Below are 15,652 nucleotides of genomic sequence, written 5' to 3'. Positions count from 1 at the left end.
CGTGCAAAGCAATGATTTTACGTGTCATTTTCAGATACCTTTACTAAGTGAACTTGCGTACTAGTTAACTGGTTCGGCGAAGCAAAGTCAACCCCTGATTTTAGAAATAAGCGCAATACCGTTATGATAGGCCGCGAAACATAATGAGCAGTCCAACGGGAGCCGTTTTGAGCGACACCAATTACGCAGTGATTTACGATCTTCACAGCCATACCGTCGCCTCTGATGGTCATCTGACGCCGGAAGAGCTGGTACACCGTGCAGGTGAAATGCGCGTGAGGACGCTGGCGATTACCGATCACGATACCGTCGATGCCATTCCTCGCGCACAGGCGGAAATTGCGCGCGCCGGTCTGGCGTTGCAATTGATTACCGGGGTTGAAATCTCAACCCAGTGGGAGAACCACGAGATTCACATTGTCGGGCTCAATATTGATATTGAAAACCCAGCGTTAACCGCATTTTTGGCCGCGCAGATAGAACGTCGTCAGCAGCGTGGACAAATGATCGCCGAGCGTCTGGAAAAGGCGCAAATCCCCGGTGCGTGGGAAGCGGCGCTAAAGATGGCCGATGGCGGGGCGGTGACGCGTGGTCACTTCGCGCGTTTCCTTGTTGAGCAAGGTAAGGCTTCCAATATTGGCGATGTTTTCAAAAAATATCTCGCACGTGGGAAAACCGGTTACGTTCCGCCACAGTGGTGTACAATAAAGGAAGCTATTGATGTCATTCATCATTCGGGTGGGGTTGCTGTTATCGCCCATCCGGGGCGGTACAATTTGTCCGCCAAGTGGCTGAAAAGATTGCTGGCACACTTTAGTGAACACGGCGGCGACGCGATGGAAGTCTCCCAGTGTCAGCAGGCGCCTCACGAGCGCACTCAGCTTGCCACCTATGCTCGCGAATACGGTTTAATGGGATCTCAAGGGTCGGATTTCCATCAACCCTGCCCGTGGATTGAACTGGGCCGTAAACTGTGGTTACCCGCAGGCGTCGAGGGAGTCTGGCAGCGCTGGGAGCAGCCGCAGAATTCAATTGAGAGGGAAGCATGAGTCAGTTTTTTTATATCCATCCGGATAACCCACAGGCGCGTCTGATTAACCAGGCGGTTGAAATTGTGCGTAAGGGCGGCGTTATCGTTTATCCGACCGATTCCGGCTACGCGCTGGGTTGTAAAATTGAAGATAAGGGCGCGATGGAGCGAATTTGCCGCATCCGTCATCTGCCAGACGGTCACAACTTCACCCTCATGTGTCGCGACCTGTCGGAGTTGTCGACCTATTCTTACGTCGATAACGTGGCATTTCGTTTAATCAAAAACAACACGCCGGGCAACTATACGTTCATTCTGAAAGGCACCAAAGACGTACCGCGTCGTCTGCTGCAAGAAAAACGTAAAACTATCGGTATGCGCGTCCCGTCTAACCCGATAGCGCAAGCGCTGCTGGAAACCCTCGGCGAGCCGATGCTTTCTACCTCGTTGATGCTGCCGGGTAGTGAGTTCACCGAATCCGACCCGGAAGAGATTAAAGACCGTCTGGAAAAACAGGTGGACTTAATTATTCACGGGGGCTATTTGGGCCAGCAGCCAACCACGGTTGTCGATCTGACTGATGACGCGCCAGTCGTGATTCGCGAAGGCGTGGGCGACGTTAAACCTTTCCTGTAATGCCTGATGACCCGGCGGTATTTGCCTGTCGGGTATCCCTTCTGAGCAGGCTTTCTTGCGTAATCTACGCACCTTTAATGTTCTTCTCCGCTCTGATGAAGATAAAAGGGCAGGAACAAGCTGCCCTTTTATCCTAAAATTCGTGTACTATGTGCGGTCACAATTCCGGGTGGGTAGCCTGCGTTGCTGTTTAACGTCGCTGTCCGCCTGCTTATGCAACCCGGTGACTCATTCCCGCGGTTGCTAATAAAGTCTGTAAGACGCCTGTGAAGGCGACACCTGAAGGAAGCTCGATGAGCGATAAAAGCGAAAAACTGCAAAAAGTGCTGGCGCGTGCTGGCCACGGTTCCCGCCGTGAAATTGAAACCATTATTGAAGCGGGCCGCGTCAGCGTGGACGGCAAAATCGCCAAGCTGGGCGATCGTGTTGAAGTGATCCCAGGCCTCAAAATTCGTATCGACGGACATCTCATCTCCGTTAAAGAATCCGTAGAACAAATCTGTCGCGTTCTGGCGTACTACAAGCCGGAAGGTGAGTTGTGTACCCGTAACGACCCGGAAGGGCGTCCGACCGTCTTTGACCGTCTGCCAAAACTGCGCGGCGCGCGCTGGATTGCCGTGGGTCGTCTGGACGTTAACACCTGTGGTCTGATGTTGTTCACGACCGATGGTGAGCTGGCGAACCGCCTGATGCACCCAAGCCGTGAAGTGGAACGTGAATACGCAGTGCGCGTGTTTGGCGAAGTTGATGACAATAAAGTGCGTCAGCTGTCTCGTGGCGTACAGCTTGAAGATGGCCCTGCGGCGTTCAAAACCATCAAATTCAGCGGCGGTGAAGGTATCAACCAGTGGTACAACGTGACCCTGACCGAAGGCCGTAACCGTGAAGTTCGTCGCCTGTGGGAAGCCGTAGGCGTGCAGGTTAGCCGTCTGATTCGCGTTCGCTATGGCGACATTCAACTGCCTAAAGGCCTGCCACGTGGCGGCTATACCGAGCTTGATCTTGCGCAGACCAACTACCTGCGTAAGCTGGTTGAACTGCCAGCCGAAACTGAATCAAAAGTCGCGGTGGAAAAAGATCGCCGTCGCATGAAGGCGAACCAGATCCGTCGTGCCGTGAAGCGTCATGGCACCACGAGCGCCAGCCCGAAAAGTAATCCTAATCGTCGTTCCAGCACCCGCAACAGCGGTAAAGCGTAACGACGTCGGTTCCGGCGGCCACCCGCCGGAACCTGCTCTCCCTCTCTCTTCTTTCTCTCCTGTGATTTATTTCACACTTTCACATAAAGACAAAAAACAGGAATTTCCCAGACAAATAACGCAAAGTGATAAATTAGCCAACGCCATATACTGTTGCCACAGATACTGAAAAGGTAGCCCGAAATGGATACAACAAAAAAACTCTCGGCAAGCTATGTGGTTATCGGCGTTAAAGAAAAAATTGGTTATGGTTTTGGTGATTTAGCCTCTAATTTATCCTTTGGTTTTGTCTCTCTTTTTCTATTGTTTTTTTACACCAATATTTATGGCATTAGCGCTGTGCAGGCTAGTTTGATATTTGTTATCGCCCGTGTTATTGATGCTATCTTTAATATCCTGATTGGTTTTGCGATTGATAAAACCCGCAGTCGTTATGGCAAATTGCGGCCTTGGTTATTATACGGTTCTATTCCGCTTGGCTTCCTGACGGTGCTCTGTTTTGTGCCCTTTGGCGGCGAGGCGAAATTCTTTTTTGCGCTAATCTCATACACCATTTACTGCCTGGCCTATACGGCAGTGAATACGCCATATTCAGCATTAACTAACCGCCTGACGCAGCATGAAGCCTCACGTTCATCGCTTTCCGTTTATCGATTTGTCCTGGCGATTGTCGGCTATCTTATCGTTTCAACTACCGCAGATTTACTTATTTCACCGTTTAACGATAAGCAGATGGGCTACGTTTTTGCCGTTTCCTGCTTTGCATTGCTGGCGACCTTCCTGTTTCTTGCCTGCTTTGGTATGACGAAAGAACGCGTGGGTGAAGAAGAGGATACGCCCGCACCGACATTGCGTGAAATGTTGCGTGCGGTAATGGGGAATGCGCCGCTGATTAATTTGTCGCTGTTCACCGTCTTTTTCTATATTGCTTACACCGTGTGGATGGCCATTGCGATTTACTTCATTAAATACATTATCGGCAATGAAGGGTTTACCGCGACATTCTTCATGATTCAATCGGCGGCCTATATTTTCGGTACCGTGATTTCAGGGAAAATCATTGCCTTGATGGGCAAGAAGAAAATGGCGCTGGTGGCCCTATTGATTGGCGTGCTGGGCGTATTAATGCAGTACTTTATTGCTGGCGATAATATCTGGCTGGTGATGAGCGGCGTGTGTCTGTTCAGTATTACGCTAGGGATGGGATTTGTGGCTATGTGGTCGATGATTGCCGATACGGTGGAATATGCTGAATGGCATCATGGGGTGCGTACAGAAGGTGCGATTTACGGCTTCTTTAATTTCATTACCAAACTGGCGATGGCTATTGGCGGCGGTTGTGCGGGTTGGATGCTGGATTACTACCACTATGATGCTGGTGACATTAGCGCCAGTGCGCTGAGCGGTATCAATATTCTGATGACGTTATTCCCCGGCGCGATGTTTGCTATCAGCGCTATTTTCATCGCAGCCTATTCGCTGGATGAAAAAACCTACCGCGATATTGTGCAAAAAATCAGCCTGCGTAAACAAAACGCGCACTAACCTCAGGGAGTCGAGATATGAATCGTGATTTTAACCGCATTATTAGCGCGATGAACGCTGAAGAAAAAGTGGCTCTGTTGACCGGCAGCGGCCTGTGGCGGACGGCGAGCCTGCCTCAACATGGCATTACCGATATTGTTATGACAGACGGCACCTATGGAGTTCGCTACAGCAGTGCGCAAATTGACGGTAGTGAGAAGTGGAGTATGGATGACTTCATTTCGGTGATTACGCAAACGGCAGACCAGGCGAGCGCCGAGGAACCAGCGGCGAAAGGGGGCAGTGAAGCGCTGTTCAGCACCTCGCTTCCGGCGACCTGTTTCCCGAATGGTTCAAGCCTTGCCTGTAGCTGGGACACCGAGCTGGTGTATCAAATGGGGCAGGCGCTAGGCCGTGAATGTCAGCATATGGGCGTGGGCATCCTGCTGGGGCCGGGGATTAATATTCGCCGCACACCACTGGCAGGACGTGGCTATGAGTATTACGCCGAGGATCCGGTGGTGAGCGGAGATATTGCCGCCGCGCTGATCAACGGTTTACAGGATGAAGGCGTTGGCGCCAGTCTGAAGCACTTCGCGGCGAATAACTCTGAGTACCGCCGCACCGAAATGGACTCAATTATTGAAGAGCGCGCGCTGCGCGAAATCTATCTGGCCGGTTTTCACCGGGCAATTAAGAAATCGCAGCCGTGGACGGTGATGTCTTCTTATAACCGGCTAAACGGTGTGCAAACGTCGCAGGATCCTTTCTTGCTGACGCAGGTGCTAAGAGAGGAGTGGGGTTACGATGGGCTGGTGATGTCCGACTGGTATGGCATTAAAGATCGCCCCGCATCATTGATGGCCGGTAACGATCTGGCCATGCCGGAAACCCGACGCGATAAGCTGACGTTACTCGCCGCCATTGAGGCTGGGGAGGTATCGATGGATGTCGTCGACCGCGCTTGTCATCGTATGCTGGAACTGCTGGATAAAGTTCAGCGCCATCGTCGCCCGCAGACACAGGCCGATTTCCCGGCGCATCATATGCTTGCCCAGCAACTGGCCGCCGAGTCTATCGTATTGCTTAAAAATGAAGAGGATCTTCTGCCGCTACGTCCGGAAAAGAACCGGCGGATTGCCGTATTGGGCAAACCTGCGCAAGAACCGGTGATTCAGGGTTCGGGGTGTGCCACAACGGTGCCGTATCTCCTTGACCGCCCGCTTGATGAAATATTCGACCTTGCCGGTGATGACTTTAACGTGACCTGGGCGGTGGGCGCGCCCGACGATCTTCGCTGTGATGAGCACGCGCTGGCTGAAGCGCGTGCTGTGGCACAAGAGGCCGATGTTGCCGTTATCTTTGTCAGTACCGCCGTAGGGGAAGACGGTGAAAATGGCGATCGTCAGGATCTTAATATCCTGGCGGTACATGAACGTCTGATTCGCGAAGTGGCTGCGGTACAGCCGAATGTGATTGTGGTCTTAGCCAACAGTGATGCTGTCGTGATGCCGTGGCTGAGTGAATGTAACGCTCTGCTGGAAACCTTTTTTGCCGGGCAGGGCATGGCGCGTGCGGTGGCTGAGATTCTGTTTGGTAAACGTAACCCTTGCGGCAAACTCACGGTTACGGTGCCCAATACGCTCGAAGAGACGCCTGCCTGGCTGAACTACCCGGGTGAGAATTTGCGTCATCATTATGGTGAAGGGCTGTTTGTAGGCTATCGCTATTATGATAAACGTCGTTTGACGCCGCAATTTCCGTTCGGTTTTGGCTTAAGCTATACGCAATTTACCTATTCAGACTTGGCCATTTCAGCAGACCGCCTTAGAGAGGACGAAACGCTCACGCTATCGTTTGATCTGACTAATACCGGTCGCCGGGATGGGAAAGAGATTGTCCAACTGTACGTTAGTACGCCGGACGGTGAATTGATTCGTGAAGTTCGTGCGCTTAAAGCTTTCACCAAGGTGGCGCTGGCGGCCGGTGAAACCCGCCGGGTTAGCCTGCAACTGCCGATAGCCGAACTGGCTTGTTATCATCCAGGGCTGGCAGATTGGGTGGTGACACCGGGGACCTGGAAAATGCATATTGGCAGCTCCTCTCGCGACCTGCCGTTGCGCGTGGACATTACCGTTGATTGCCCGGTCCGATACGTCCCGTTGCGGGATGATAATTCGCTGCAACAACTGATTCAGCAGCCGGAGGCATTCGCCCGGGTGGTGGAATTGATTGCAGCGAAAAGCCAGCGACCGGCAGAGCAGGTGCGTGAGAAATTGATTCGCCTGGCGCCCGATCTGTTCTGCGGCTTGCTGATTGCGCTGACTGAATTTCTGGCGCTGGACATTGAGCGCGATGAACTTAATGCGGTGCTGGCGGGACGTCAATAATGATAAACGACAGGAGATGACGTGTGTTTCCTTTTTCAGTGACTCATCCACGGTCGGTGCCACCATCGGTCACTGGCGGCTATGAGCTGATTGCTTTTGATGCCCAGAAGCTGAACGTGTTTGCCGCTGAGGTTCGCTACTGCGAGCCTCACTGGCACCCTGCACCGGAGTTGATTACGGTGCTGATGGGGCGTTTTTCTCTCGCGGTGGGCCAGCAAAGTGTTGAACTATCATGTGGGGAAATGCTTTATATCAACGCCGAGGAGGTTCACTCGCTGAATGCACAAGAGCCGGGCAGCCAACTGTTAACGGTGCAGTTTTCACCGGGGTTATTTGATGAACTGCATCCGGCACCGTCGTTAACCTGGCAAACTCACTCTGGGTTACAGGTTGAGGGTGAAGATCAGGTCTGGCAACGCCTCACGGTGCTACTGGAGCAGATTATTGACAACCGCGCACCGTTTCAGCGTATTGCCGCCATCTATCTCTTGCTGGATGCGCTAGTCAGTGCCGGACAGCCGACATGGCGTGCCGAAAATTCGTTGCGCGAAGAGGCAATGATCAAAAAAGGCATCGATTTTATTAACCAGAATTTTGATCAGCCGCTGACCCTCAGTGACGTCGCCAGCCATACCGGGATGAGTTACTCATGGTTTTCGCGATTGTTTAAAAAGGTGAGTCGGCACAATTTTAAAGAGTACTTAACGCTGGTTCGGCTCAATAAAGCGCGCACCTTACTACGTGATACGCGCACGCCGATTACCGACATCAGCCACAGCTGCGGCTTTCAGGAACATAAATATCTGATAGCCGCGTTTAATAAGTACTGCGGGCTGACGCCGACCGAGTACCGTAAGCGCTTTATCTCACGTCAAAACGTGATTGAAAGCGAGCTGGCACTGGGCGAGGACTGTTTGTGTCTGCCGCTCAACGCCACACTCCTCAAAAAACTAACGCTTAATAATCAATACCAATCTGCGCCTTAATTCCGGCTTCGAACGCATGCTTTACCGGACGCAGTTCGCTGACCGTATCGGCATAGTCAAGGATATCCCGGTGACAGCCGCGCCCGGTGATGATGACCGTCTGGTGCTCTGGACGGTTTTTCAGCGCCGTTAACACCTCTTCAAGCGGTAAATAATCGTAGGCCACCATATAGGTCAGCTCGTCGAGCAGCACCATATCGAGCGTTTCGTCTGCCAGCATGCGTTTGGCATGTTCCCACACCGCCAGGCACGCCTGGGTATCGCTTTCACGGTTTTGAGTATCCCAGGTAAAACCGGTCGCCATCACCTGAAATTCGACGCCCAGCGGCTCCAGCAAATTGCGCTCGCCGTTGGGCCAGGTACCTTTAATAAACTGGATAACGCCGACGTTATGACCGTGGCCTACCGCGCGGGTGGCGGTGCCGAACGCGGCGGTGGTTTTGCCTTTACCGTTGCCAGTAAACACAATCACAATTCCTCGGGTGTCCTGGGCTGCGGCGACACGGGCGGCAACGCGCTCTTTTACGCGCTGCTGGCGCTCACGATAACGTTCATCACTCATTGGGCAATTCCTGGTTTGCGCCCGGGCTGGGCATCAAAAGTCATACCGGTTTTACGGCGGCTATCATCGCCCATTAGCCACAAATACAGCGGCATAATATCGGCGGGAGTTTTAAGTTTTTGCGGGTCTTCTGTGGGGAAGGCACTGGCGCGCATGCCGGTGCGCGTACCGCCTGGGTTAATGCAGTTTACGCGCAAATGCTGGCTCTTATACTCTTCAGCCAGTACCTGCATCATGCCTTCAGTGGCAAATTTTGATACCGCATAGGCGCCCCAGTTAGCCCGGCCCTCACGGCCAACGCTTGAGGAGGTGAAAATTAACGATGCGGATTCGGATTGCAGCAGCAGCGGCAGCAGCGCTTGGGTCAGCATAAAGGTGCCGTTGACATTAACCTGCATCACCTGCTGCCAGACGTCTGGATCCTGCTCCATCATCGATACGACGTCGCCTAATAACCCGGCATTGTGCAGAACACCATCGAGGCGCGGGTAGTCCAGGCGAATTTGTTGAGCAATCTGCTGGCAGGATTGTGGCGTACAGGTGAGCAGATCTAATGTATACCAGCGGGCGGGAATTCCACCTGCGTGGTCAATTTCCTGCGCGACGGCACGAAGTTTATCGTCATTGCGGCCGAGCAAAATGACGCTGGCGCCGTGACGAGAATAGGTCAAAGCGGCCTCGCGACCAATACCATCGCTGGCACCGGTCACCAGAATGATACGGTTCTGCAACAAGTCAAGTTGAGGTTGATAGTGCACGGTGACTCCTGTTGGCATAAGAAATGCCATATTTTATGTACTTTTCAGGGCGTTTGGGCTTTATGCCTGAATATTCGCGCTATTTCAATCAGCGAGCAGGAGAGACAACGAATAATTAACAATTTGCAATGATTTCATCAGCAAAAAAGTAAACTGGAAGCCGCCTCGTGGCCTGATACTGCAATCAAGACGTACCGGGTTTGGTGTTGTACACTGAGCGACAGATTTTGTGATTTTTGTACAAGGTGGATGTGTGGAATTACTTTTTCAATATGGTCTGTTTCTGGCGAAAATCGTCACTGTTGTCGTCGCCATTGCCGTTATTGCGGTACTCATCGTTAATCTGACTCAGCGCAAGCGGCAGCGCGGTGAGTTGCGAATCACCAATCTTAGCGAGCAGCACAAAGAGATGCAGGAAGATTTAGCGGTCGCCCTCCTTGATGGGCCGCAGCAAAAACTCTGGCATAAAGCGCAAAAGAAGAAATTGAAGCTGGACGCCAAAGCGGCGAAAGCAAAGGCGAAGCACGGTGAAATGGCTTCGGCGAATAAACCCCGCGTGTGGGTCATTGATTTTAAAGGCAGTATGGATGCACACGAGGTCGCCTCGTTGCGTGAAGAGATAACCGCCGTGCTCACGGTGGCTACTGCGCAGGATCAGGTGGTCGTGCGTCTGGAGAGCCCTGGTGGTGTGGTGCATGGTTACGGCCTGGCCGCTTCTCAGCTACAGCGTATCCGTGAGAAAAAGATCCCTCTGACGGTAGCGGTTGATAAAGTCGCGGCCAGTGGCGGATATATGATGGCCTGTGTGGCGAACAAGATTGTTGCTGCCCCATTTGCTATTTTAGGCTCTATCGGTGTTGTGGCGCAGATCCCAAACCTTAACCGCTTCCTTAAGAATAAAGACATCGACGTCGAGCTGCACACGGCAGGGCAGTACAAACGTACCTTGACCTTACTGGGGGAGAACACAGAGGAAGGGCGTCAAAAATTCCGCGAAGAGCTGAACGAAACTCATCTGCTGTTTAAAGACTTTGTCAAAGAAATGCGCCCGACGCTGGATATTGACCAGGTGGCTACCGGTGAACACTGGTACGGTTCTCAGGCACAAGAAAAAGGTCTGGTTGATGAAGTAGGCACCAGTGATGAACTACTGCTGGGGCTGATGGATGACCGGGATGTGATTAGCGTGCGCTATATGCAGCGTAAGAAAATGATGGACCGCTTTACCGGTAGCGCCGCGGAAAGTGCTGACCGTCTTATGATGCGCTGGTGGCAGCGTGGGCAAAAACCTTTGCTGTAAAGAAACGAACCGCCATCAATAACAATGCCCGGTAACGAGAGTTAACCGGGCATTTTTTACGCGGTCAGGCAAATGCCTCGCGCTCAGTCAACCAGGTGATATTTTTCAGACAGCTGGTGGGCGAGATACTTGAACATATTAAATACCGCCGTGCTTTTCGGCGTCGGCAGGCCTTGTTCATCAAGGTAATATTCGCCGCTGAAAACCAGCACGCCATTGCGCTGTTCTACGCCAGTGGCTTCAATTCCCGCTAAAGTATCTTCATGCTCACGAATGAGTCGGTTTGCTTCAACAAGCAGTGTCTGACGATCGATAGGTTGGCTATTATTTGACATATTCAACTCCTCAAATTTTCGCCGCTAGTTTACGCCGGGTGTTGATTTCGGGCAAATTTTCCCGACGTTTACCAGGGACAATGATTTTGCCTCAGAGTTGGCATGATTGGTGTTTGCATGCTAATAAAGTTGCGTAACGAATTTTATCAGGTACAGTGTGACGCTTTCGGCGATCTGGCAACAGATTTGCTTGACATTCGACCAAATATTCTTCGTGCTATAACATCTGACGAAAAAAAGTCTGTAAACTCAGCCACCTGGTTGCTTGTATCAAATGCCGGTCAGTAAAGGGTTGATATCCTTTGGCGTTGCCGCAACATACAAGACTTGTCGCCAGTGGAATGTGGAACATGTGCGATGTATTCCTGGAAGAATCAAATTAGGTAAGGTGATTATGGGTAAAGCTCTCGTTATCGTTGAGTCCCCGGCAAAAGCCAAAACGATCAATAAGTATCTGGGTAATGACTACGTGGTTAAGTCCAGCGTCGGTCATATCCGCGATTTGCCGACAAGTGGCTCAGCTGCCAAAAAGAGCGCTGACTCTACCTCCACCAAAACGGCCAAAAAGCCTAAAAAGGATGAACGAGGCGCGCTAGTTAACCGCATGGGTATCGACCCATGGCATGACTGGACTGCACATTACGAAGTGCTGCCGGGTAAAGAAAAGGTTGTTTCGGAACTTAAACAGCTGGCGGAAAAAGCCGACCACATCTATCTCGCAACTGACCTTGACCGCGAAGGGGAGGCCATTGCATGGCACCTGCGGGAAGTGATCGGTGGTGATGAGTCTCGCTATAGCCGCGTGGTGTTTAACGAAATAACCAAGAATGCAATTCAGCAGGCTTTTGAGAAGCCGGGTGAACTGAATATTGACCGTGTAAACGCTCAGCAGGCGCGTCGCTTTATGGACCGCGTAGTGGGTTACATGGTTTCTCCACTGTTGTGGAAAAAAATTGCCCGCGGTTTATCCGCAGGCCGCGTGCAGTCTGTGGCTGTTCGTTTGGTGGTTGAGCGTGAGCGCGAAATTAAAGCGTTTGTTCCAGAAGAGTTCTGGGAAGTGAACGCGAACACCACCACTCCGGGCGGTGACGCCCTGGCGTTGCAGGTAACGCATAAAGCTGACAAGCCGTTCCGTCCGGTTAATCGTGATGAAACCATGGCAGCCGTCAGCGTGCTGGAAAAAGCCGGTTACAGCGTTCTTGAACGCGAAGACAAGCCAACCAGCAGCAAGCCTGGCGCACCATTTATTACCTCCACTTTGCAACAGGCGGCCAGTACGCGTCTAAGCTTTGGGGTGAAGAAAACCATGATGATGGCGCAGCGCTTATATGAAGCGGGCTACATCACCTACATGCGTACCGACTCCACTAACCTGAGTCAGGACGCAGTGAACATGGTTCGCGATTACATTGGCGACAACTTCGGTAAGAAGTATCTGCCGGAAAACGCTAATCAGTACGCCAGCAAAGAAAACTCACAGGAAGCGCACGAAGCGATTCGTCCTTCTGACGTGAATGTGGTGGCTGAGTCGTTAAAAGATATGGAAGCGGATGCGCAGAAACTGTATCAGCTGATTTGGCGCCAGTTTGTCGCCTGTCAGATGACACCAGCGCAGTATGATTCCACCACCTTGACCGTCAAAGCCGGCGATTTCAAACTTAAAGCGCGCGGTCGTACCCTGCGTTTTGACGGCTGGACTAAGGTGATGCCAGCGCTGCGTAAAGGCGATGAAGACCGTGTTCTGCCGGTGGTTAAACAGGGCGATAGCTTGACCCTGGTTGAACTGATGCCAGCACAGCACTTTACCAAACCGCCTGCGCGTTTTAGCGAAGCCTCTTTGGTTAAAGAGTTGGAAAAACGCGGTATTGGCCGTCCGTCCACCTATGCGTCGATCATCTCGACCATTCAGGACAGGGGCTATGTACGTACGGAAAACCGTCGCTTCTATGCTGAAAAAATGGGTGAGATCGTAACCGATCGTCTGGAAGAGAACTTCCGCGAGCTGATGAACTACGATTTCACCGCGCAGATGGAAGATCATCTCGACCGCGTGGCGAATCATGAAGCCGAGTGGAAGAAGGTTCTGGATCTGTTCTTTGGTGATTTCACCAAGCAGCTGGAAACCGCAGAAAAAGCGCCAGAAGAAGGCGGCATGCAGCCAAATCAGATGGTGCTGACCAGCATCGACTGTCCAACCTGCGGTCGCAAAATGGGTATTCGTACCGCCAGCACCGGCGTGTTCCTCGGTTGCTCCGGCTATGCTCTGACCCCGAAAGAACGTTGCAAAACCACCATTAACCTGGTGCCGGAAAACGAAGTGCTGAACGTGCTGGAAGGCGATGATGCCGAAACCAACGCGCTGCGTGCCAAACGTCGCTGCCAGAAATGTGGCACGGCAATGGACAGCTACCTCATCGATCCAAAACGTAAACTGCACGTTTGTGGTAATAACCCGACCTGCGACGGTTATGAGATCGAAGAAGGTGAGTTCCGCATCAAGGGTTATGACGGTCCTATCGTGGAATGCGAAAAATGTGGTTCTGAAATGCACCTGAAAATGGGGCGTTTTGGTAAGTACATGGCGTGTACCAACGAAGAGTGCAAGAACACCCGTAAAATCTTGCGCAGTGGTGAAGTTGCACCACCGAAGGAAGATCCGGTACCACTGCCAGAGTTGCCGTGCGAGAAATCTGACGCGTATTTCGTTCTGCGTGATGGTGCGGCTGGGGTCTTCCTCGCGGCCAACACCTTCCCGAAATCTCGCGAAACGCGTGCGCCGCTGGTAGAAGAATTGTACCGCTTCCGCGATCGTTTACCGGAAAAACTGCGCTATCTGGCCGACGCGCCACAGCAGGATCCGGCGGGTAATAAAACGATGGTGCGCTTTAGCCGTAAAACCAAACAACAGTACGTTTCCTCTGAAAAAGACGGTAAAGCAACGGGCTGGTCAGCGTTCTTTGTTGACGGTAAATGGGTTGAAGCTAAAAAATAACGTATCGTTGATAACGTTGACAAAGGGCCGCTAAGCGGCCCTTTTTTATAACCTGGTTATTATTTTTTGTTTCCATCTATACACACTTGCTATAAATGATATAGTGGTTATAGAAGATGCATTTCTTATGATTAAATCGTCTTTATAACCGTTTCCCGAGTGCAGACTGGATACAACCGCATGAAATTACAGCAACTCCGCTATATCGTTGAGGTGGTCAACCACAACCTTAACGTCTCCTCTACCGCTGAAGGGTTGTATACCTCGCAGCCGGGCATCAGTAAGCAGGTCAGGATGCTGGAGGATGAGCTGGGTATCCAGATTTTTGCCCGAAGCGGTAAGCATTTGACGCAGGTTACGCCAGCAGGTCAGGAAATTATCCGTATTGCCCGTGAAGTGCTGTCCAAAGTGGATGCGATTAAATCTGTCGCGGGCGAGCACACGTGGCCGGATAAAGGTTCTCTATATGTTGCGACCACCCACACACAGGCCCGCTATGCGCTTCCTGGCGTGATTAAGGGCTTTATCGAGCGCTATCCGCGCGTTTCCCTGCATATGCATCAGGGCTCGCCTACGCAGATTGCTGAAGCGGTATCGAAAGGCAATGCCGACTTCGCCATTGCGACCGAAGCGCTGCATCTGTATGACGATTTGGTGATGCTGCCGTGCTACCACTGGAACCGTTCCATTGTCGTGACGCCTGAGCACCCGCTGGCATCTAAAACGTCGGTCACTATTGAAGAACTGGCGCAGTATCCGCTGGTCACCTATACCTTTGGCTTCACCGGACGTTCTGAGCTTGATACCGCCTTCAACCGAGCGGGGCTGACGCCGCGTATCGTGTTTACCGCCACCGACGCCGATGTGATTAAAACCTACGTTCGTCTGGGGTTAGGGGTAGGGGTCATCGCCAGCATGGCGGTTGATCCGGTCTCCGATCCCGATCTGGTAAAACTGGATGCCGAGGGTATTTTCAGCCATAGCACCACCAAAATTGGCTTCCGCCGCAGTACCTTCCTGCGCAGCTATATGTATGATTTCATTCAACGCTTCGCCCCACATCTGACTCGCGACGTGGTCGATACTGCGGTGGCGTTGCGCTCAAATGAAGACATCGAAGCCATGTTTAACGATATTAAGCTGCCAGAAAAATAACCTTACGAATTATCCGCCTCTACCACCAGAGGCGGTTTGTCTTTTATATCTCCAGCAAATTATCTCCTCTATAATCCCCTCGATTGTGCGAATTTCTTGATTAATAATTGTTCCCGTTGGTAACAACGACGCAAAAGTAGAAATAAATTTAACGTTAAGCAAACTTCTCTCTTCAAATATTCCTCTGTCGTCAAAAGAATAAATAAATCTCTGCGAGGAATTCGCAAAACCACTGGATTTTTGCTTAAAATTTACTTAGGATTTATCTCATTAACGATTAGTTGTAACAATTGATTGGTGTGAAAATGATAAGTAATATCGATTTCGAGAGGGCGGTAATGGCGTCAGAAAATAAAGGGACTCGCGCGAAACGTAAGGCCTGGTTGAGCGTGTTCCTGGGTTCGGCGCTGTTCTGGGTGATTATTGCTTTCCTGGCGTGGTCGTACTGGGGCTGAGTATGTTGACGTCTGAACGTATCAAACCGACTAAACCCAAGCAACCTGCTGAAAAGCATTCGCCGGTGGTCAAAAATAAAAAAGTTGATGTTCCTGACGAGTGGAATTTAACGCCCGAGCAAAAAGACTTTATTGACCTGTTCAATCAGGATGAGAATAAGAAACAGTAACCTCATGGTTATTATTCGCCTTTCATTTTCCGCCCTCAAACGAAATATAATCTTCCCCTGCTATTAATTCCAGACGGTAGTAACTTCTATTAACGTGTTGATCGCGTTTATCAATCTGAGCCCTTTCCCGGCGATATCCGCTGGGTGTGTTATCTTTTAT

Annotated in this window: 14 protein-coding genes and 1 other annotated feature (1 of these 15 cut by a window edge); of the genes, 11 read left to right on the top strand and 3 right to left on the bottom strand. The window is 51.5% G+C overall.

From position 1 onward, the window contains the following. Window position 1: a sequence feature (Trp leader region), on the bottom strand (it extends 92 nt beyond the left edge of the window). 142 nt (window positions 2-143) lie between these two features. From rnm to U0026_RS13065, 6 genes are all read left to right on the top strand, one after another. Continuing rightward, window positions 144-1,049 carry an RNase RNM gene (gene rnm, locus U0026_RS13090; RefSeq protein ID WP_164717401.1) on the top strand — a complete coding sequence of 302 codons (906 nt, stop codon included), beginning with the start codon at window positions 144-146 and terminating at the stop codon, window positions 1,047-1,049. Beyond that, window positions 1,046-1,666, top strand: a complete 621-nt coding sequence (locus tag U0026_RS13085; RefSeq protein ID WP_062774643.1) for an L-threonylcarbamoyladenylate synthase — start codon at window positions 1,046-1,048, stop codon at window positions 1,664-1,666. Before rnm ends, U0026_RS13085 begins: the two co-directional genes overlap by 4 nt. A 293-nt stretch (window positions 1,667-1,959) precedes the next feature. Next, the gene (gene rluB, locus U0026_RS13080; protein ID WP_062774641.1) at window positions 1,960-2,865 is read left to right on the top strand and encodes a 23S rRNA pseudouridine(2605) synthase RluB; all 906 of its coding nucleotides are present in this window, start codon (window positions 1,960-1,962) and stop codon (window positions 2,863-2,865) included. 183 nt (window positions 2,866-3,048) lie between these two features. After that, window positions 3,049-4,410, top strand: a complete 1,362-nt coding sequence (locus U0026_RS13075) for an MFS transporter (protein WP_062774639.1) — start codon at window positions 3,049-3,051, stop codon at window positions 4,408-4,410. Window positions 4,411-4,427: 17 nt separating this feature from the next. Further along, entirely contained in the window at window positions 4,428-6,779 is a 2,352-nt protein-coding gene (locus U0026_RS13070) for a beta-glucosidase (RefSeq protein ID WP_062774638.1), read from the top strand. Window positions 6,780-6,802: 23 nt separating this feature from the next. Then, entirely contained in the window at window positions 6,803-7,765 is a 963-nt protein-coding gene (locus U0026_RS13065) for a helix-turn-helix transcriptional regulator (protein ID WP_062774637.1), read from the top strand. Here U0026_RS13065 and cobO read toward each other — a convergent pair. Further along, the gene (cobO, locus tag U0026_RS13060) at window positions 7,737-8,327 is read right to left on the bottom strand and encodes a cob(I)yrinic acid a,c-diamide adenosyltransferase (RefSeq protein ID WP_062774635.1); all 591 of its coding nucleotides are present in this window, start codon (window positions 8,325-8,327) and stop codon (window positions 7,737-7,739) included. The genes U0026_RS13065 and cobO overlap by 29 nt on opposite strands. Beyond that, on the bottom strand, window positions 8,324-9,085 hold the full coding sequence (locus tag U0026_RS13055) for a YciK family oxidoreductase (protein ID WP_062774633.1): 762 nt from the start codon (window positions 9,083-9,085) through the stop codon (window positions 8,324-8,326). The genes cobO and U0026_RS13055 overlap by 4 nt, the downstream gene beginning before the upstream one ends. Window positions 9,086-9,338: 253 nt before the next feature. Between U0026_RS13055 and sohB the strand changes: the two genes are divergently transcribed. Further along, complete coding sequence (gene sohB / locus U0026_RS13050) at window positions 9,339-10,385, top strand: protease SohB (protein WP_062774632.1); 1,047 nt, start codon at window positions 9,339-9,341, stop codon at window positions 10,383-10,385. 83 nt (window positions 10,386-10,468) lie between these two features. Here sohB and U0026_RS13045 read toward each other — a convergent pair whose 3' ends face one another. Beyond that, window positions 10,469-10,720 carry a YciN family protein gene (locus tag U0026_RS13045; RefSeq protein ID WP_062774630.1) on the bottom strand — a complete coding sequence of 84 codons (252 nt, stop codon included), beginning with the start codon at window positions 10,718-10,720 and terminating at the stop codon, window positions 10,469-10,471. Between the two features lie 394 nt (window positions 10,721-11,114). Between U0026_RS13045 and topA the strand changes: the two genes are divergently transcribed. The 4 genes from topA to U0026_RS13025 all read left to right on the top strand — a co-directional run bounded on the left by topA (window position 11,115) and on the right by U0026_RS13025 (window position 15,492). After that, entirely contained in the window at window positions 11,115-13,712 is a 2,598-nt protein-coding gene (topA, locus tag U0026_RS13040; protein ID WP_062774628.1) for a type I DNA topoisomerase, read from the top strand. 180 nt (window positions 13,713-13,892) lie between these two features. Next, window positions 13,893-14,867: an HTH-type transcriptional regulator CysB gene (cysB, locus tag U0026_RS13035; protein WP_062774627.1), complete on the top strand. Its 975-nt coding sequence runs from the start codon at window positions 13,893-13,895 to the stop codon at window positions 14,865-14,867. A gap of 338 nt (window positions 14,868-15,205) precedes the next feature. Continuing rightward, a complete protein-coding gene (locus U0026_RS13030; RefSeq protein ID WP_218017072.1) occupies window positions 15,206-15,322 on the top strand; it encodes a YmiA family putative membrane protein in 117 nt (38 codons plus the stop codon). Between the two features lie 2 nt (window positions 15,323-15,324). Further along, the gene (locus U0026_RS13025) at window positions 15,325-15,492 is read left to right on the top strand and encodes a hypothetical protein (protein WP_153743030.1); all 168 of its coding nucleotides are present in this window, start codon (window positions 15,325-15,327) and stop codon (window positions 15,490-15,492) included. The last annotated feature ends 160 nt before the right edge of the window (window positions 15,493-15,652 follow it).

The sequence above is a fragment of the Kluyvera intermedia genome (assembly GCF_034424175.1).
In the GTDB taxonomy this organism is placed as follows: domain Bacteria; phylum Pseudomonadota; class Gammaproteobacteria; order Enterobacterales; family Enterobacteriaceae; genus Kluyvera; species Kluyvera intermedia.
The sequence above is the reverse complement of the archived record's forward strand: the minus strand, read 5'-3'. Positions and strand labels throughout refer to the sequence as shown.